This is a genomic window from Klebsiella indica (genome assembly GCF_005860775.1).
GTDB classification, from domain to species: domain Bacteria; phylum Pseudomonadota; class Gammaproteobacteria; order Enterobacterales; family Enterobacteriaceae; genus Klebsiella; species Klebsiella indica.
In genome coordinates, this window is the sequence record NZ_VCHQ01000014.1 from 76,326 (window position 1) to 94,419 (window position 18,094).

The 18,094-nt window shown below is 54.6% G+C and carries 16 protein-coding genes and 1 tRNA gene; 8 read left to right on the plus strand and 9 right to left on the minus strand.

The window, feature by feature from the left end; translation table 11 throughout:
* Positions 1 to 12: 12 nt before the first annotated feature.
* The 4 genes from FE839_RS11535 to FE839_RS11550 are packed head-to-tail and all read left to right on the plus strand — an operon-like array spanning position 13 to position 5,080.
* A complete protein-coding gene (locus tag FE839_RS11535; protein WP_138360951.1) occupies positions 13 to 954 on the plus strand; it encodes an ABC transporter permease in 942 nt (313 codons plus the stop codon).
* Positions 955 to 978: 24 nt separating this feature from the next.
* Positions 979 to 1,851: an ABC transporter permease gene (locus FE839_RS11540; RefSeq protein WP_138360952.1), complete on the plus strand. Its 873-nt coding sequence runs from the start codon at positions 979 to 981 to the stop codon at positions 1,849 to 1,851.
* 23 nt (positions 1,852 to 1,874) lie between these two features.
* Entirely contained in the window at positions 1,875 to 3,545 is a 1,671-nt protein-coding gene (locus FE839_RS11545) for a dipeptide ABC transporter ATP-binding protein (protein WP_138360953.1), read from the plus strand.
* A gap of 59 nt (positions 3,546 to 3,604) precedes the next feature.
* On the plus strand, positions 3,605 to 5,080 hold the full coding sequence (locus tag FE839_RS11550; protein ID WP_241675626.1) for an amidase: 1,476 nt from the start codon (positions 3,605 to 3,607) through the stop codon (positions 5,078 to 5,080).
* A gap of 281 nt (positions 5,081 to 5,361) precedes the next feature.
* Here the strand turns inward: FE839_RS11550 and FE839_RS11555 are convergent.
* The 6 genes from FE839_RS11555 to FE839_RS11580 all read right to left on the minus strand — a co-directional run bounded on the left by FE839_RS11555 (position 5,362) and on the right by FE839_RS11580 (position 9,307).
* A tRNA-Sec gene (locus FE839_RS11555) sits at positions 5,362 to 5,456 on the minus strand.
* Between the two features lie 344 nt (positions 5,457 to 5,800).
* Positions 5,801 to 6,622: a serine O-acetyltransferase gene (gene cysE, locus FE839_RS11560; RefSeq protein WP_138360954.1), complete on the minus strand. Its 822-nt coding sequence runs from the start codon at positions 6,620 to 6,622 to the stop codon at positions 5,801 to 5,803.
* Between the two features lie 339 nt (positions 6,623 to 6,961).
* Positions 6,962 to 7,990, minus strand: coding sequence for an NAD(P)H-dependent glycerol-3-phosphate dehydrogenase (gene gpsA / locus FE839_RS11565; protein WP_138360955.1), 1,029 nt, complete (start codon positions 7,988 to 7,990; stop codon positions 6,962 to 6,964).
* Complete coding sequence (gene secB, locus FE839_RS11570; protein WP_138360956.1) at positions 7,990 to 8,457, minus strand: protein-export chaperone SecB; 468 nt, start codon at positions 8,455 to 8,457, stop codon at positions 7,990 to 7,992. Before secB ends, gpsA begins: the two co-directional genes overlap by 1 nt.
* 57 nt (positions 8,458 to 8,514) lie before the next feature.
* Positions 8,515 to 8,766, minus strand: coding sequence for a glutaredoxin 3 (grxC, locus tag FE839_RS11575; RefSeq protein ID WP_138360957.1), 252 nt, complete (start codon positions 8,764 to 8,766; stop codon positions 8,515 to 8,517).
* 109 nt (positions 8,767 to 8,875) lie between these two features.
* Complete coding sequence (locus tag FE839_RS11580; RefSeq protein WP_138360958.1) at positions 8,876 to 9,307, minus strand: rhodanese-like domain-containing protein; 432 nt, start codon at positions 9,305 to 9,307, stop codon at positions 8,876 to 8,878.
* Positions 9,308 to 9,551: 244 nt separating this feature from the next.
* Here FE839_RS11580 and gpmM point away from each other — a divergent pair, with 244 nt between their 5' ends.
* The 3 genes from gpmM to FE839_RS11595 are packed head-to-tail and all read left to right on the plus strand — an operon-like array spanning position 9,552 to position 13,301.
* Positions 9,552 to 11,096 (plus strand): 2,3-bisphosphoglycerate-independent phosphoglycerate mutase, encoded by a 1,545-nt coding sequence (gpmM, locus tag FE839_RS11585; protein ID WP_138360959.1) that lies wholly within the window; start codon positions 9,552 to 9,554, stop codon positions 11,094 to 11,096.
* A 9-nt stretch (positions 11,097 to 11,105) separates the two neighbouring features.
* Complete coding sequence (gene envC / locus FE839_RS11590; RefSeq protein WP_138360960.1) at positions 11,106 to 12,377, plus strand: murein hydrolase activator EnvC; 1,272 nt, start codon at positions 11,106 to 11,108, stop codon at positions 12,375 to 12,377.
* 3 nt (positions 12,378 to 12,380) lie between these two features.
* Complete coding sequence (locus FE839_RS11595) at positions 12,381 to 13,301, plus strand: divergent polysaccharide deacetylase family protein (RefSeq protein ID WP_171034867.1); 921 nt, start codon at positions 12,381 to 12,383, stop codon at positions 13,299 to 13,301.
* Here the strand turns inward: FE839_RS11595 and FE839_RS11600 are convergent.
* The 3 genes from FE839_RS11600 to kbl all read right to left on the minus strand — a co-directional run bounded on the left by FE839_RS11600 (position 13,298) and on the right by kbl (position 16,711).
* Entirely contained in the window at positions 13,298 to 14,095 is a 798-nt protein-coding gene (locus tag FE839_RS11600) for a glycosyltransferase family 2 protein (protein ID WP_138360961.1), read from the minus strand. The genes FE839_RS11595 and FE839_RS11600 overlap by 4 nt on opposite strands.
* A 387-nt stretch (positions 14,096 to 14,482) precedes the next feature.
* Positions 14,483 to 15,508 (minus strand): L-threonine 3-dehydrogenase, encoded by a 1,026-nt coding sequence (tdh, locus tag FE839_RS11605; protein WP_138360962.1) that lies wholly within the window; start codon positions 15,506 to 15,508, stop codon positions 14,483 to 14,485.
* A 9-nt stretch (positions 15,509 to 15,517) separates the two neighbouring features.
* A complete protein-coding gene (gene kbl / locus FE839_RS11610; RefSeq protein WP_138360963.1) occupies positions 15,518 to 16,711 on the minus strand; it encodes a glycine C-acetyltransferase in 1,194 nt (397 codons plus the stop codon).
* A 442-nt stretch (positions 16,712 to 17,153) separates the two neighbouring features.
* Here kbl and rfaD point away from each other — a divergent pair, with 442 nt between their 5' ends.
* A complete protein-coding gene (gene rfaD, locus FE839_RS11615) occupies positions 17,154 to 18,086 on the plus strand; it encodes an ADP-glyceromanno-heptose 6-epimerase (protein ID WP_138360964.1) in 933 nt (310 codons plus the stop codon).
* Positions 18,087 to 18,094 lie beyond the last annotated feature (8 nt).

Consider the following 18,094-nt stretch of genomic DNA (forward strand, 5'->3'; position numbering starts at 1 on the left):
CGGGAGGATGTTATGTTGCTATTTATCACCAAACGGCTGTTAGGCCTAATCCCGGTACTGATGATCGTGGCGGCGATCGTCTTCCTGATCGTGCGCCTGACCCCCGGCGATCCGGCGGCCATTATCGGCGGCAATGGCGCCAGCAGTGATGATCTGGAGCGTATTCGCAGCCAACTGGGACTCAACTTGCCACTGTGGCGGCAGTTTGTTATCTGGTGCCAGCATCTGCTGAATGGCGATCTGGGTTACTCCTTCTTCCTTAATACTCCGGTCAGCTCGCTAATCTCTCAGCGCCTGGGGCCGACGCTATCGCTGACATTGTTGACGCTACTCTTCACCGTGGTCATTGCCGTGCCGCTGGGCACGTTGGCAGCATGGCGGATGGGCGGGTGGCTGGACAGGGCCGTGATGGCATTTTCTGTTGCTGGTTTTTCCGTTCCGGTATTTGTTATCGGCTATGTGCTGATCTACTTCCTGGCAGTAAAAACGTCATTATTTCCGGTTCAGGGCTATCAGCCGTTGTCTGCGGGTTTCTGGCTCTGGCTGAACCATTTGATTTTGCCCTGTCTCTCTTTGTCTATTACCTACGTCGCTTTGTTGGCGAGGATGACGCGCGCGGCGGTCAGTGAGGCGCTGACTGAAGACTATATTCGCACTGCGCGGGCGAAGGGTATTCGCGAGTGGCAAGTGGTCACGTTTCATGCTTTGCGTAATGCGGCGGTACCCATCGCAACCATTATCGGCATTAGCGCGGCGTTATTGCTGGGTGGCGTTGTGGTCACGGAAACCGTATTTGCGGTACCGGGTCTGGGCCAGTTGACGGTAGACGCGGTACTTAACCGTGATTTTCCGGTACTACAGGGCGTGGTGCTGTTTTTTGCGCTGGCCTATGTGGTGGTGAATATGCTGGTGGATATTAGCTACCTGGTACTCGATCCGCGCATTCGTTATTGAGGCGTTAACTGAAGAGGCTAAGCAATGAACACACTGACAACGTTGTGGCATAACCTTTCGGTCCGTTCGGGTGGCGCAGTTCTCATATTGCTGCTGTGTTTAGGCGGGTTGGCGCCGCTGCTGGGAACGTTCGATCCCGCCACCATGGATTACAACTTTATTTCCGTTGCTGCCGGTACTCGGGGCGAGGTGACGCTGGTAGATGGTGAGGTCATTCCCCATCTGTTTCTGATGGGGAGCGACAGCATGGGGCGTGATATCTGGAGCCGGGTTCTGTTCGGTACCCGTATTTCGCTGTTGGTGGGGGTCGCCACTGCGCTGATTGCGGTGGCCGGTGGCAGTCTGCTAGGGATGCTTGCGGGCTATTACCGTCGGCTGGACATGATTCTGATGCGTATTGTCGACGGTATGATGGCCATTCCCTCCGTGCTGCTGGCAATTACGCTGGTAGCGATGCTGGGAGCCAGCCTGCCCACGGTAGTGCTGGCGATTGCGATCCCCGAAGTGCCGCGGGTAACACGATTGGTGCGTTCCCTGGTCATCAGCCTGCGTGACGAACCTTTTGTTGAAGCGGCAAGGACCATGGCAACGCCCTCAATCACCATTCTTTGGCGCGATATTCTGCCTAATGCTCTGGCGCCGATTCTGGTTCAGGGGACGTTTATTGCTGCTTCCGCCATCATCACGGAAGCCATCCTGAGTTTTCTGGGGCTCGGTCTACCGGCGGATATACCTACCTGGGGCAATATCATGTCTGAAGGGCGCATTCAGTTCGCCCAGCATCCCGGGAATGTGCTGTTCCCGGCGCTGTTTCTGGTTCCCGCCGTTCTGGCATTCAATCTGTTGGGTGATGGACTGCGTGATGTTTTCGACCCTAAACTCGCCCGGCGCGCCTGATGGCCGACCATAAGGAGGTAACCATGTCTGCCGTGTTTACGCTTGATTTCGACCCCGGCATCATTCCTCACAGCGATCCGGCGCTACTGACTATTGAGGGCCTGAAAATTGCGCTCCCCCCGGGCGGCGATCGCGCGGAGGCCATTGAAGATCTCTCTTTATCGCTGCCGGCAGGACGTACTTTGTGCGTGGTCGGGGAGTCCGGTTCCGGAAAATCAGTTCTCGCCATGACGTTGATGGGGTTGTTAGACCCTGAGCTGAGCGTACAAGCCGGCAGGGTGAAGATTGGAGAAACCCTGTTACTTGACCAGGGGCGTTATGCGTCGCCTTCGGTGATCAATGCGCTACGCGGCGCACAAATCGGCATGGTATTTCAGGAACCGATGACGGCACTCAACCCGGTGGTGACCTGCGGTAAACAACTTGACGAAATGCTACGGGCGCACCAGCGCTTATCCCGCCGCGAGCGGCGGGCAGCAATCCTGGCGATATTTGCCCGGGTCCAGTTGCCAGATCCTGAGCGTATCTATCACAGCTATCCCCATCAGCTCTCTGGCGGTCAGCGGCAACGGATTGTGATCGCGATGGCCGTGATCCTGCGCCCAAGGCTGTTGATTTGCGATGAACCCACCACGGCGCTGGATGTGACTACCCAAAAAGAAATCCTCGGTTTGATCCGCGAACTGCAACAGGAAAACGACTGCGCGGTGTTGTTTATTACGCATGACATGGGGGTGGTGGCGGAAATTGCCGACAGCGTCATGGTGATGCATCTCGGGAGGGTGGTTGAGCAGGGTGAGGCCGCCCAGGTGTTGCGCCAGCCGCGTCAGGCGTATACCCGAATGCTGCTGGGTAGCGTTCCTGACGGCATACCACGGCGTAGCGGAGATAAACGGCGTGGCCAGCCTTTGTTGAGTGCCGAGCTGGTCGCTAAAACCTATACCCGACGTTCGCTTCTGGGACGCAGCCAAAGGATAGCGGCTTTAAATGACGCCAGTCTGGCCGTGCATTACGGAGAGACGGTGGGCATTGTCGGGGAATCGGGCTCCGGTAAATCGACCTTTATCCGTTGTCTGATGCGGCTGATCGACCCATCCTGCGGCGTGATTCGTTGGGGGGAAAAAGAGGTGCAGTCTTGTCGGGAGAGCGAATTATGGGCGCTGCGTTCCCGGGTACAGATGGTATTTCAGGATCCTAACCGCTCGTTTAATCCCCGTCGTACCGTTGGATCGTCGATTTGTGAAGGCGCTATTAACTTTGGCCTCGACCGCGCGAGCGCATGGGCGCTCGCGGAAACATTAATGGATCGCGTGCGGCTGCCTCGCGAGGCGTTATTTCGCTTTCCTCGTCAGTTTTCCGGTGGTCAGCGTCAACGGCTGGCTATTGCCCGAGCGCTGGCTTGTCGTCCACGTGTTCTGGTGGCCGATGAAGCGGTATCGGCGCTTGATGTATCGGTCCAGCAACAGATCCTTTCATTGCTGGAAGAGATTCAACGCGATCTTGGGCTGGGAATGATTTTTGTTACTCACGATCTGCGTGTGGCTGCGCGTTTGTGCGATCGGCTAATCGTGATGCAGAAGGGCGAAATTATTGAACAGGGGCCGACAGCCGAGCTGTTTGCCGCGCCAAAACAGGCCTACACGCGGAGTTTATTGGCTGCGATGCCGCGCTGGGAAGCGCCAGCGACGCTTTAATCTGCCGTATCCGGTCCGCAAAACGACAATATTCAGTGTGACAAGTACAGGATAGCGTGATGATGAAAAACGTAATGAGTTGGGATGAATGGGGTGCCTGTGATGCAACCGCGATGGCAGAGCTAATTAAAAAAGGAGATGTCACACCAACGGCGTTAGCGCAACAGGCGGCGCAAGCCACAGCGCTGGTGAATCCGCATCTCAGTGCCGTCGTTGAACTGTTCGATGATGTTATCGCCGATCCGCAACGCGATGGCACCCGACTTGACGGACCGTTCGCCGGCGTACCTTTTTTGATCAAAGACCTGGGGCCGGGAGTGAAAGGCCGTTTGCAGGAACAAGGGTCGAAATTTATGCGCGGCAACAGGCCTACTGAAGATGCGTTTCTTACCACCAAAATCCGTGCTGCCGGGCTGAACATCATTGGGCGTAGCGCCGCGCCAGAATTTGGCGTCTGCGGTTCGGCGGAAAATCCCGACATATATGTGACGCATAATCCCTGGAACCCGGATTACACCACGTTTGGTTCTTCTGCTGGGGCGGCTGCGTCGGTTGCGGCTGGAGTGCTTCCCCTTGCACATGCGACTGATGGCGGCGGTTCTATCCGCATTCCCGCCGGATCTCACGGGTTGATCGGTCTGAAATGTAGCCGCGGCGTTTTCTCTATTGCTCCCGGGCTTTCTGATATCAGCGGTTATGTTTCCACTCAAGGTTGCGTGAGTCGTAGCGTCCGGGATTCGGCTCTGTTTGTCGACAGCTGTCGTGGCGGCGCACCAGGGGAATTTATGCCCTACTGGCAAAGCAATGAGCCGTTTAGCGAACTGATTAAACGCGATCCTGGTCGATTGCGTATCGCGGTATCACACCAATGGGGGCAATATCATGCCGACCCGCATTTTGTCAGCGAGCTGGAGCGAACGGTAACGCTGTTACGAGAGCTGGGACATGAGGTGGAATGGGTGACGCCGGATATCGATTTTGACGCCGCATTCGCGGCGCAAACCACCTGCTATATTAGCAATTTTGCCCAGTTTATTCAGCGGTTACTGGAGAAGAAAGGCCTTTCCTCCCCGCCGGAAGATCAGGTGGAGCCAATTAACATCAAAATCTGGCAGAAAGGGATTGATATGTCCTATAGCGAACGGTGGAAGATGCAGGATGTGTTTAACACGACATCGCGCAAGCTGGGGCAGTTTTATGAACAATGGGATATCATTCTGACGCCTACTTTTTCAAAACCAACGCCATTGATGGGCGAAAAAAAGTACCTGACCCTGAGTGATAACCCGGATGTATTGAGCTGGTTTTATGACTTGTGGGACATTTTTTCTTATACACCGCTCGCCAGCTTAACCGGCACGCCCGGTATTTCTGTGCCGCTGGCCTGGCAGCAATCCGGCATTCCGCTGGGAATGCATTTTCAAACCCGGCAGGCCAATGACGGAACATTATTACAGTTGGCAGCTCAGTTGGAACGCGCTCTGGACGGGCATTTCCTGCGCGGAGCCCGACCTCAGGTACATGTGACACGCTAACTTGGCTTATTTTGGCCATTTTTATGGGAAATGGCCATTTTTACCGCTCTTACTTCAATAACGCGTTTTCTTCCCGCTTTGCCACGCGAATCGAGTATTCCGGGTGACAAACCATCAAATTTTTTGCTTGTGGGCTGAGGAAGTGATTGTCCTGCACTTTGCCAGTAGATTCAGCGTGTCCCCGTTGCCTTATGTGTTACGAGTGAGGGAGATTTGCGGATGAGGCATTTGTGAAAATAAAGCGACTTTTTGGATGTTATCGGCGGGGGGGAAATGACGTTTGGCGGAAGATCACAGGAGTTGAACCTGCCCGGGACCGCTGGCGGCCCCAACTGGATTTGAAGTCCAGCCACCTCACCGGAGATGACGATCTTCCGCGCCTCGATTGCTACATGGAGGCGGGCGCATTATAGCTACTTTCCTGCATTAACCACATCCCCCAACGCACTTTTTTACTGTGAAAACTGGGCTTTACAGAACCTTCCGAAACAATTCCTTGCAAAATCCGTGGGTTACAATTCTGAACGATTTTCAGGTTAACCCTGTTGCCACATTGCTGACAGATCGTTTGCTGACCTCTTATGCTGTATCCCGGTTTTTGGGCTGCAGAATTTTTTCTGATGGCGTGAAAAATATCAATAGTGGACGATGATAAGCACGTTATTCAGGATGACTCTGACCCTGTGTGTACGCGAAGGGAGCCTCGCTGCCGGGAACGCGTTAAATACCATCACCGTATTCAAAGGTATGGTGTATCCCATTGAAATGCTGATCCATATCCATCGCGGGCTTATCGCTCTCCGGCTTGCCGACGATGCGAGCGGGAACGCCTGCGGCGGTGGTATGCGGCGGTACCGGCTGTAACACCACGGAACCGGCGCCGATTTTCGCGCCACAGCCCACTTCAATATTGCCGAGAATCTTCGCTCCGGCACCAATCATCACGCCTTCGCGAATTTTCGGGTGGCGATCGCCGCTGGTTTTACCGGTACCGCCAAGCGTCACGGATTGCAGAATGGATACATCATCTTCAATCACCGCCGTTTCACCGACGACAATACCGGTGGCGTGGTCAAGCATGATCCCGCAGCCAATCTTCGCCGCCGGATGGATATCCACCTGGAAGGTTACAGAAACTTGATTTTGCAGGAAAATCGCCAGTGCCTGACGCCCCTGGTTCCACAGCCAGTGGCCGATACGATAGGCCTGCAGCGCGTGAAACCCCTTCAGGTAAAGCAGCGGCGTGGAATATTTATCCACCGCCGGGTCGCGGGTGCGCACGGCCTGAATATCGCAGGCGGCTGAGGCGATCATTTCCGGGTCAGCGGCATAGGCTTCTTCCACCACTTCACGAATCGCGATAGCGGGCATAATCGGGGAGGCCAGTTTATTTGCCAGCATATAGCTCAGCGCGCTGCCGAGGTTTTCGTGCTTGAGGAGTGTGGCGTGGTAAAAACTGGCGAGCATCGGCTCACAGTCTGCTAAAGCCCGGGCTTCGGCTTTAATATTATTCCAGATGGTATCCAGTTCTTCACACGGCATTGCTGACTCCAGACGATATAATAATGACCGGCCAGTTCTTTGCTGACCGGGTCATACAGACGATAAATGTTCCCTTCTGACGATCCCCATTATACTCGCCATCCTTCATGTTGCCTCTGTGGTGGCTGTGCTGATTCGCCCCGGTTTAGTAAGCCCCGGGGATTCGATCGCTTGCCGCCTTGATGCAACTTGCTTGAATGATTTTGTGTATATACTTCAGGCTGCATAGACGCTGGCTGCTGATTTACTGGTCTCATTCATGAGACTTACCCTTTCGAGCCATTACTCCGCGACGGCGAGATCCTTTCCGGACATGCTTATCGCTTTCTGCAGCACGAATTATTTCGTGGAGAAACTGCTTCGCTCGTCCTTGCGTTCACGACCTAATAAGGTTAATGCTGCCTCGCGCGCAATTTTTCCGCAATACAATACCTGATAAATTTCCTCAGTTATTGGCATTTCGACGCCTAAACGCTGCGCCAGCACGCGAACTTCTTTGGTATTACGGTAGCCTTCAACCACCTGACCAATTTTATCCTGTGCGCTTTGCACATCCATGCCCTGACCGAGCATCATGCCGAAGCGGCGGTTACGCGATTGGTTATCGGTACAGGTCAGCACCAGATCGCCCAGCCCCGCCATGCCCATAAAGGTTTCCGGATCGGCGCCAAGCGCCTCTCCCAGACGAGACATCTCCACCAGCCCGCGGGTGATAAGCGCGGTGCGCGCGTTGGCGCCGAAGCCAATACCGTCCGACATCCCGGCGCCGATGGCGATAACGTTTTTCACCGCGCCGCCGAGCTGAACGCCAATAAAATCCGGGTTGATATAGACGCGGAAGCTCTTGCCGCAGTGCAGCAGGATTTGCAGGTCGTCAGCGAACTGCGGTTCGGTGGAGGCCAGGGAGATAGCCGTCGGCAGGCCTGCCGCCAGCTCTTTGGCGAACGTTGGACCGGAAATTACCGCCAGCGGGATATCATCGCCCAGCGCTTCCCGCGCCACGTCCTGCAGCAGACGGCCGGTTTCTGCTTCGAGGCCTTTTGTCGCCCAGACCAGGCGCGCATCAGGGCGCATCAGCGGTTTAATCTGCCGCAAAACCTCGCCAAATACATGGCTCGGTACGACGACCAGGATGTCGCGGCTGGCTGCCAGCGCGGTCGCCAGATCGCTCTCCAGATGCAGCGTATCAGGAAAAGGCACATCAGGAAGGAATGCGGCGTTGCAGCGATCGTGTTGCAGCGTCGCAATATGTTTCGGGTCATGGCCCCAGAGCACAACATGGTGGCCATTTCTTGCCAGGGTGATGGCAAGAGCGGTGCCGTAAGAGCCGGCACCGATCACAGTCATTGCAGCATTAAGCGCGTTCATCAGGCATCCTGATGTTGTTCAGCACCTTCGCCAGTTTGCTGCTGCAGATAGTTCATAAACAGCGCATCGAAGTTCACTGGCGCAAGGTTCAGTTGCGGGAAGGTACCGCGAGAAACCAGGCTGGTGATGCACTCACGCGCGTACGGGAACAGAATGTTCGGGCAGTATGCGCCGAGGCAGTGCGCCATCTGGGTGCCTTCAATGCCATCAATGGAGAAAATACCGCCCTGCTGTACTTCACACAGGAATGCAGTTTCTTCGCCCAGCGAGGCGGTGACGGTCACACGCAGCACCACTTCATACACGCCTTCAGCGAGTTGGCTGGACGCGGTATCCAGATCAAGTTTAACTTCCGGCTGCCAGTCTTTCTGGAAAACTTGCGGGGCATTCGGCGCTTCGAAGGAGATATCCTTGGTGTAGATACGCTGAATCTGGAAAGTCATTTCGGTGCTGTTTTGTTCTGACATAGTAAAACCCTTTCGTGTTGTCCTTAAATACGCCCGTCGATGGGATGGGCGTAAAAATTAGCGCAAGAGGGGATCGAGTCCACCACGTGAATCAAGCGCGTACAAGTCGTCACAGCCGCCAATGTGCTGCGTATCAATAAAAATCTGCGGAACCGTCGTCCGGCCGCTGCGCTGAATCATCTCTTCACGCTTTGCGGCATTGCCATCGATAGGCAACTCGTTGAACGTCACGCCCTTGCTGTTCAGCAGCGCTTTCGCACGCACGCAGAACGGACAGGTCGCTTTGGTATAGATATCAATATTGGCCATGACTTCACTCCTGTTTTACCCGCGAGGATTTTACGTCGCAGACATCATTTCCCCCTGACGAAAAGGCGCCAGAGGGAAAACGCGCTACGCCATAAAAGGCGCGGGTAAATTATTTACCGCGTACCAGCGGAAGGTTTTCGCCGCTCCAGCCGGCGATGCCTTCTTTCAGTACGAAGACCTTTTCAAAACCGGCTTTATTCAGCGCGCTGGCGGGTTCTTGCGCCTGCATACCGGAGCCGTCTACCACTATAATGGGTTGCGCTTTGTGCTTTTCCAACTCGCCGACGTTATTTGCTTTGATATCGCTCGGCAGCAGGTTAACGGAGCCAGCAATATGGCCTTTACGAAAATCGTCACGCTGACGCAGGTCGACAACCACAGCATCTTCTTTATTGATCAGGCGCGTCGCTTCACCACGGGTGATGACTTTAACTTTCGACATCAGCCCTTTAAAGGTAGTGAACAGCACCGCCACCAGCAACGCGACCCACGCGATGCTCAGGACGGGGTGACGGCCGATGAATTGCATTATTTCTTGCATGGGGGGTTACAACTCCCGACTAAGTGATAAAAAAACCAGGGAAGGAGTATACCTGTGCATTGCGGCAAATACAGCCAGTGAGCACGATGTAATGTATTTTCTGCGGTTCGTCACGAAAAAAAACCGCTTTCAAGCTAATGCTGCGCTCTGGCCGCTCTCTTTCTTTGATCTTTTACGGTAATTTGATCGATTCAGCTGTAGTAAAATTACGCAAATTTTTGTCTTTGAGCATGAGGTTGTCGCAATGTCGGTTTCTAAAAAACCTATGGTACTGGTGATTCTGGATGGCTACGGCTATCGCGAAGAGCAGCAGGATAACGCAATTTACAGCGCAAAAACCCCCGTTATGGACGCATTGTGGGCGAAACGTCCTCATACCCTGATTGATGCTTCCGGTCTTGAAGTGGGCTTGCCGGATCGTCAGATGGGCAACTCCGAGGTGGGCCACGTCAATCTTGGCGCAGGCCGCATTGTCTATCAGGATCTGACCCGCCTGGACGTTGAAATTAAAGATCGCGCATTTTTCGCTAACCCGGTACTGACAGGCGCTGTGGATCAGGCGAAAAACACAGGTAAAGCCGTGCACATTATGGGTCTGCTCTCTGCGGGCGGCGTACACAGCCATGAAGATCATATTATGGCGATGGTGGAACTGGCCGCGGAACGCGGCGCAGAAAAAATTTACCTGCATGCTTTCCTTGACGGTCGCGATACCCCGCCGCGCAGTGCTGAATCTTCGCTGAAAAAGTTTGAAGACAAATTTGCCGCATTAGGCAAAGGCCGCGTGGCTTCTATCGTTGGTCGTTACTATGCGATGGACCGCGACAACCGCTGGGATCGCGTTGAGCAGGCTTACGATCTGCTGACCCTGGCAAAAGGCGAGTTTCAGGCGGATACCGCCGTCGCGGGTCTGCAGGCGGCTTATGCTCGCGACGAAAACGATGAGTTTGTGAAAGCGACGGTTATCCGCGCAGAAGGCGAAGCCGATGCGGCAATGGAAGATGGCGATGCGCTGATTTTCATGAACTTCCGCGCCGACCGCGCGCGTGAAATCACTCGTGCGTTTGTTAATGCTGATTTTGACGGCTTCGCTCGTAAGAAAGTGGTTAATATCAACTTTGTGATGCTGACCGAATATGCTGCTGACATCAAAACCGCCGTCGCTTATCCGCCTGCTTCGCTGGTGAACACCTACGGCGAGTGGATGGCGAAGCACGATAAAACCCAACTGCGTATTTCTGAAACGGAAAAATATGCGCACGTAACCTTCTTCTTTAACGGCGGCGTCGAAGAGCCGTTCAGGGGCGAAGATCGTATTCTGATCAACTCGCCGAAAGTGGCAACCTACGATCTGCAGCCGGAAATGAGTTCTGCCGAGCTGACCGAAAAACTGGTTGCCGCGATCAAAGGCGGTCAGTACGACACTATCATCTGCAACTATCCGAACGGCGATATGGTTGGCCACACCGGGGTGATGGAAGCCGCAGTGAAGGCGGTGGAAGCGCTGGATCACTGCATCGACCAGGTCGCTCAGGCGGTAGAGTCGGTCGGCGGCCAACTGTTAATTACCGCAGACCACGGCAACGCCGAACAGATGCGCGATCCCGCCACCGGCCAGGCGCATACCGCGCACACTAACCTGCCGGTTCCTCTGATTTACGTTGGCGATAAAAACGTCAAAGCGGTCAACGGCGGCAAACTTTCCGACATCGCGCCGACGATGCTGACGCTGATGGGAATGGAAATCCCGCAAGAGATGACTGGCAAGCCGCTGTTCATCGTGGAATAATCCTTCCCCATGAGGGGAAAGGCGACTTATTCAACTACATGGATCGCAACGGCAGTTCGATCCGTCCTTTACGCCAGCGCGCTTAGCGCTGGCGTATTGCTGTGCGCCGCATCTGCGCATGCAGATGATCGTGACCAGCTAAAATCCATTCAGGCCGATATCGCCGCCAAACAGCGGGCGATTAAGCAGCAGCAGCAGCAGCGCGCTTCCCTGCTCGCCCAGCTTAAGGCGCAGGAAGAAGCCATTTCCGCCGCCGCGCGTAAACTGCGAGAAACCCAGGAGACGTTGAATCAGCTGAATAAGCAGATCGACGAAATGAACGCCGCGCTTGCGAAGCTGGAACGCCAGCGCGCTTCACAGGAGCGTAATCTGGCGGCGCAGCTTGACGCCGCGTTTCGTCAGGGGCCGCATACCGGCATCCAGATGATCCTCAGCGGCGAAGAGGGCCAGCGTAATGAGCGTCTGCAGGCCTACTTTGGCTATCTGAACCAGGCGCGTCAGGAGACCATCGCCCAGCTAAAGAAAACGCGTGAAGAGGTGGCGGTGCAGAAATCCATGCTGGAAGAGAAACAGAGCCAGCAGCAAACCCTGGTATATGAGCAACGCGCCCAGCAGAACAAACTGGAACAGGCGCGCAACGAACGTAAAAAAACCCTCGCCAGCCTTGAATCGTCGATCCAAAAAGGTCAGCAGCAGCTGAGTGAAATGCGGGCAAACGAATCGCGCCTGCGTAGTCGTATTGCGCAAGCGGAGGCGGCAGCCAAAGCCCGCGCGGATCGTGAAGCCCGTGAAGCGCAGGCGGTGCGCGATCGCCAGCAGGAAGCTTCACGTAAAGGTACCACCTATAAGCCCACTGAAAGCGAACGTTCGCTGATGTCCCGTACCGGTGGTCTTGGCGCGCCGCACGGCCAGGCTTTCTGGCCGGTACGCGGGACAATTCTGCATCGTTATGGCGAACGGCTGCAAGGTGAACTACGTTGGAAGGGGATGGTTATCGCTGCGTCTGAAGGCAGCGAGGTTAAAGCGATCGCTGATGGCCGCGTTATTCTTGCCGACTGGCTGCAGGGCTATGGCCTGGTCGTCGTCGTTGCGCACGGTAAAGGCGACATGAGTCTTTACGGCTATAATCAAAGCGCGTTGGTCAGCGTTGGCACTCAGGTCCGGGCGGGTCAGCCGATCGCGCTCGTTGGCAGCAGCGGTGGTCAGGGCCGTCCGTCGCTCTATTTCGAAATTCGCCGCCAGGGTCAGGCGGTCAATCCACTGCCGTGGTTGGGAAGATAAGTTTTGCTTCAGTTTCGCCGAATTGTACTCGCAGTAACCACTACACTGATTATGGCGTCGCCGGTTTTTGCCGGCAAACTCTCCATCGTTATTGACGACTTTGGTTACCGTCCGCAAACAGAAAATCAGGTGCTGGCGCTGCCTGCGACGATTTCCGTTGCCGTACTCCCTAATGCCCCTCACGCCCGTGAAATGGCGATCAAAGCGCATAATCTCGGGCACGAAGTGCTGATTCACCTGCCGATGGCGCCGATAAGCAAACAGCCGCTGGAAAAAGACACGCTTCGTCCGGATATGAGCAGTGACGAGATCGCGCGTATTATCCGCGACGCGTATGGCAAAGTCCCCTACGCCGTGGGGCTGAACAACCATATGGGCAGCGCCATGACTTCGAATCTGTTTGGCATGCAGAAGGTGATGCAGGCTCTGGAGCACTACAACCTCTATTTCCTTGATAGCGTCACCATCGGCAACACTCAGGCCATGCGCGCGGCGCAGGGCACTGGCGTGAAGGTGATTAAGCGTAAGGTGTTCCTCGACGATACGCAGAACGAAGCGGATATCCGCTATCAGTTCAATCGCGCGATTGCTCTGGCGCGCCGTAACGGGTCGGCGATCGCCATTGGCCATCCCCATCCAACCACGGTACGCGTACTGCAGCAGATGGTGTATAACCTGCCGTCAGATATTACTCTGGTGCGCCCGAGTAGCCTGCTCAACGAGCCGCAGGTCGACACCTCAACGCAGCCGGTTCAGCCGCCGCGTAATCCGTTCCGCGGCGTGACGCTGTGTAAAACGAAGCATCCGCCGAAGCCGGTAAATGCCAGCCGCTTCTTTACCATTCTCAGCGAAAGCATCAGCCAGAGTACGCTGGTGCAGTACTATAAATTGAAGTGGCAGGGCTGGAATAGCCCAACTCACTAAACCGTTCGGGAATCCGTGTGCTTTTTCGCCGCGGGTTCCTGCTTATCCTGATGGGCATACCAGGCCTTAAAGTATTTCAGAAAGCTGTAAAACGTCGCGTATAGCCCGGTGACCACGCCTACCTTACCTTTCCGCCATGCGCCGCTGAACAGATACCACTTAAAGAACGCGCCAATTGCGCTGATAATTCCGCGCCCGATCGACGGCCTGATCTTCTGATGCACAACCAGCCGCGTGGTGTAGCTATTCAGCTTACTGAATACCTCGTGCAGGGAATAGAAAGTGTCATGGCGAACGAAACCCGGCAGCTTACTGTCGTGTTTAAAACCCACTACCTGATCGTCCACCGGGCGGTCATTGAATCTGGCAACGGCGCGATTAAATAAGCGCACCGGAAAATCCGGCGATGACACCGGGTAAATGGTGCGCACTTCTTCACCCAAAACAAACCAGTAGCGCGGCAGACGCCATGCACAGGCTGGGTCAGGCTCATCACCCGCCTTTAGCGCCAGAATTGCCGCTGTTACCTCATCATCAAGAATTTCATCGCTATCCATACACAGTACCCAGTCATGCGTAGCCCGTGAGATGGCGTAATTCATCTGCGCGCCGTGAGTGACATAAGGATGATGGTGAGCGGTGAGGCCAAATTGCTGGCAAATCTGCAGCGTGGCATCCGTGCTGCCTGAGTCGATGACGATAAGTTCATCGGCTACCTTGAGCAAAGGGGGTAAAACTTCCCGTAACAAGCGGGATGAATTACAGGTCAATAAGCATACAGAAAGTTTAAGCATGTTTTTTGTAAGGGATAAACGTTGACTAAACAGACTGTATAAATGATTAAGTAAGAAAGCACTTTAAAAAAAGTGCGGCGTGGGAGCGATATCGTAAAACTGTAAGTTAATTCTCAAAAATCGTCCGGGTCATGCCGGTCAGTTAAGTAAGTCATAGGGTTTCTATGTGGCTTCATTTGCCAGCGAGTATTGTCTTTTTTATAACTTTCAGCACTCTGGTAGCTGAAGATTTGCAGGGGGTTGGGCGCGAGTAAAACGCCCCCATGCTGTTCACAGGCTGCGGAGATGGCGAATATCTTCTTTCTGACCGGTAATAAAGCCCGGCAAACAGTACCTGACTGACCGGCATGACCCGCAGGCGCTTTTTATGGCGCCGCGCGGGTTAAATTAATCCCAGTTGAGGATCACTTTTCCGGACTGACCGGAACGCATGGCATCAAAGCCCTGCTGGAAGTCATCAATCGCAAAACGGTGGGTGATAATCGGCGACAGATCGAGACCAGACTGGATGAGCGCAGCCATTTTGTACCAGGTTTCAAACATTTCCCGGCCATAAATCCCTTTGATAAACAGCCCTTTAAAAATCACCCTGGTCCAGTCGATAGACATATCCGATGGCGGAATTCCGAGCATCGCGATTCGCCCGCCGTGGTTCATGGTATCCAGCATGGTACGGAACGCTGATGGCGCGCCGGACATCTCCAGACCGACATCAAAACCTTCGGTCATGCCCAGCCCGGCCATCACCTCGTTAAGGTTCTCTTTCGCCACGTTTACCGCCCGGGTAACCCCCATTTTACGCGCCAGATCCAGACGATATTCGTTCACATCGGTGATCACGACGTTACGCGCGCCGACGTGCTTCGCTACCGCTGCCGCCATCACGCCGATCGGGCCTGCGCCGGAAACCAGTACGTCTTCGCCGACCAAATCGAAAGAGAGCGCGGTATGAACCGCATTACCAAATGGATCGAAAATCGACGCCAGATCGTCAGAGATATTGTCCGGGATTTTAAACGCGTTAAATGCCGGGATCACCAGATACTCAGCAAAGCAGCCCGGACGGTTTACGCCAACGCCGGTAGTATTGCGGCACAGATGCGTGCGTCCGGCACGGCAGTTACGGCAGTGGCCACAGGTAATATGCCCTTCACCGGAAACGCGATCGCCAGTCTTAAAACCGCGAACTTCCTGGCCAATACCTACCACTTCGCCGACGTATTCATGGCCTACCACCATCGGAACCGGAATGGTTTTTTGCGACCAGTCGTCCCAATTGTAGATATGCACGTCGGTACCGCAAATCGCGGTCTTACGGATTTTAATCAGCAAATCGTTGGGGCCGACCTCCGGTTCCGGTACGTCGGTCATCCAGATGCCTTCTTCCGCCTTCAGTTTGGATAATGCTTTCATATCACACCCTCAGGCAATGACGCCCAGTTGTTTACCGATGCGGGTAAAGGCCGCCACCGCACGTTCAATTTGTTCAGGGGTATGCGCCGCAGACATCTGGGTACGGATACGCGCCTGGCCTTTTGGCACCACCGGATAGAAAAATCCGGTGACGTAAATGCCTTCTTTTTGTAACTCGCGCGCAAACGCCTGCGCCACGGTAGCCTCGCCGAGCATCACCGGGATAATGGCATGATCGGCACCCGCCAGAGTGAAGCCCGCGGCGGTCATTTTTTCACGGAACAGACGAGCGTTAGACCACAGACGATTGCGTAATTCGCCGCCTGCCTCCACCATCTCCAGCACTTTGAGGGAGGCGGCAACAATCGCCGGAGCCAGCGAGTTGGAGAAGAGGTACGGACGAGAGCGCTGGCGCAGCCATTCAACAACCTCTTTACGCGCCGCGGTATAACCGCCGGATGCGCCGCCCAGCGCTTTACCCAGGGTGCCGGTGATAATGTCTACCCGGCCCATCACGTCGCAGTATTCATGGGAGCCGCGGCCGTTTTCGCCCACGAAGCCGACGGCGTGGGAGTCATCGACCATCACCAGCGCATCGTATTTATCCGCCAGATCGCAAATGCCTTTCAGGTTGGCGATCACGCCGTCCATGGAGAATACGCCGTCGGTGGCGATCAGCACATGGCGCGCGCCGGCCTCACGGGCTTCTTTCAGACGGGCTTCCAGCTCCTGCATATCGTTATTGGCGTAGCGAAAGCGCTTCGCCTTGCACAGGCGCACGCCGTCGATAATCGATGCATGGTTCAGGGCGTCGGAAATAATCGCGTCTTCTGCTCCGAGCAGGGTTTCAAACAGACCGCCATTGGCGTCAAAGCAGGAAGAGTAAAGAATGGCATCTTCCATGCCGAGGAAATCCGCCAGCTTCTTCTCAAGCGCTTTATGGCTGTCCTGAGTGCCGCAGATAAAGCGCACGGAGGCCATGCCAAAGCCGTGGCTGTCCATCCCACTTTTCGCGGCGGCAATGAGCTCCGGATGATTGGCAAGGCCCAGATAGTTATTGGCGCAGAAGTTAATCACCTGGCTGTTGCCGACGGTGATAGCGGCTTGCTGCGCCGAAGTGATAATACGTTCTTCTTTAAACAACCCCTCCGCACGCGCGGTATCCAGGTCATTGGTTAACTGTTTGTAGAAATCCCCACGCATTGCAATTCTCCAGATTCGGCCAAATTTGGCACATATTACCTAAAGCTATACGTTGATACGAGATGATGCATTACCAGATGAATTATTTGCAGCATATACCCGTCATACTTCAAGTTGCATGTGCGTTGGCTTTCCTCGTTCACCCCAGTCACGTACTGGAGTACGCTCCCGGGGATTCACTGCGTCGCCGCCTTCCTGCAACTCAAATAATTTAGGGTATAGATACGTTATCCGTCGGCTGCAACGCCGGTCACCGCGCTATCCTTGTTGCTGGCGGTTTCGCCGCCTGCCGCCCTGATGCATCCTGAATGATCTTGTGGATAAAACGTGAGACCTGCGGCACCTTCTCGGCGAAGGGCTGAAGCCTTTACGATGTGGTGATATGATAGAAATATTCGTGTCCGGATTGTCTCTGGACTCCCTACATTTAAAGGTTACAGTTATGATCATCGTTACCGGCGGCGCAGGCTTTATCGGCAGCAATATCGTTAAAGCGCTGAATGACCAGGGCATTACCGACATTCTGGTCGTGGATAACCTGAAAGACGGCACCAAATTCATCAATCTGGTGGATCTGAATATTGCCGATTATATGGATAAAGAAGACTTCCTGATCCAGATTATGGCTGGCGAGGAATTCGGCGATATCGATGCTATTTTCCATGAAGGCGCTTGCTCTTCCACCACTGAGTGGGACGGCAAGTACATGATGGATAACAACTATCAGTACTCAAAAGAAGTGCTGCATTACTGCATGGAGCGTGAAATCCCGTTCCTGTACGCTTCTTCCGCGGCGACCTACGGTGGCCGCACCAGCGACTTTATCGAATCCCGCGAATATGAGCAGCCGCTCAATGTTTATGGTTACTCCAAATTTCTGTTCGACGAATACGTTCGCCAGATTTTGCCGCAAGCGGATTCGCAAATTGTCGGCTTCCGTTATTTCAACGTTTACGGGCCACGAGAAGGCCATAAAGGCAGCATGGCGAGCGTCGCTTTCCATCTCAATACTCAGTTGAATAATGGCGAAAACCCGAAACTGTTCGAAGGCAGCGACGGCTTCAAGCGCGACTTCGTCTACGTCGGCGACGTTGCCGCGGTGAACCTGTGGTTCTGGGAAAGCGGCGTGTCCGGTATTTTCAACCTTGGCACCGGTCGCGCGGAATCCTTCCAGGCAGTCGCCGATGCGACTCTGGCTTATCATCAGAAAGGCAGCATCGAATACATTCCGTTCCCGGATAAACTAAAAGGCCGCTATCAGGCGTTTACCCAGGCGGATCTGACTAACCTGCGCGCTGCGGGCTATGACAAACCGTTTAAGACCGTCGCCGAAGGCGTAACGGAATATATGGCCTGGCTCAATCGCGACGCGTAAGAAGTAAG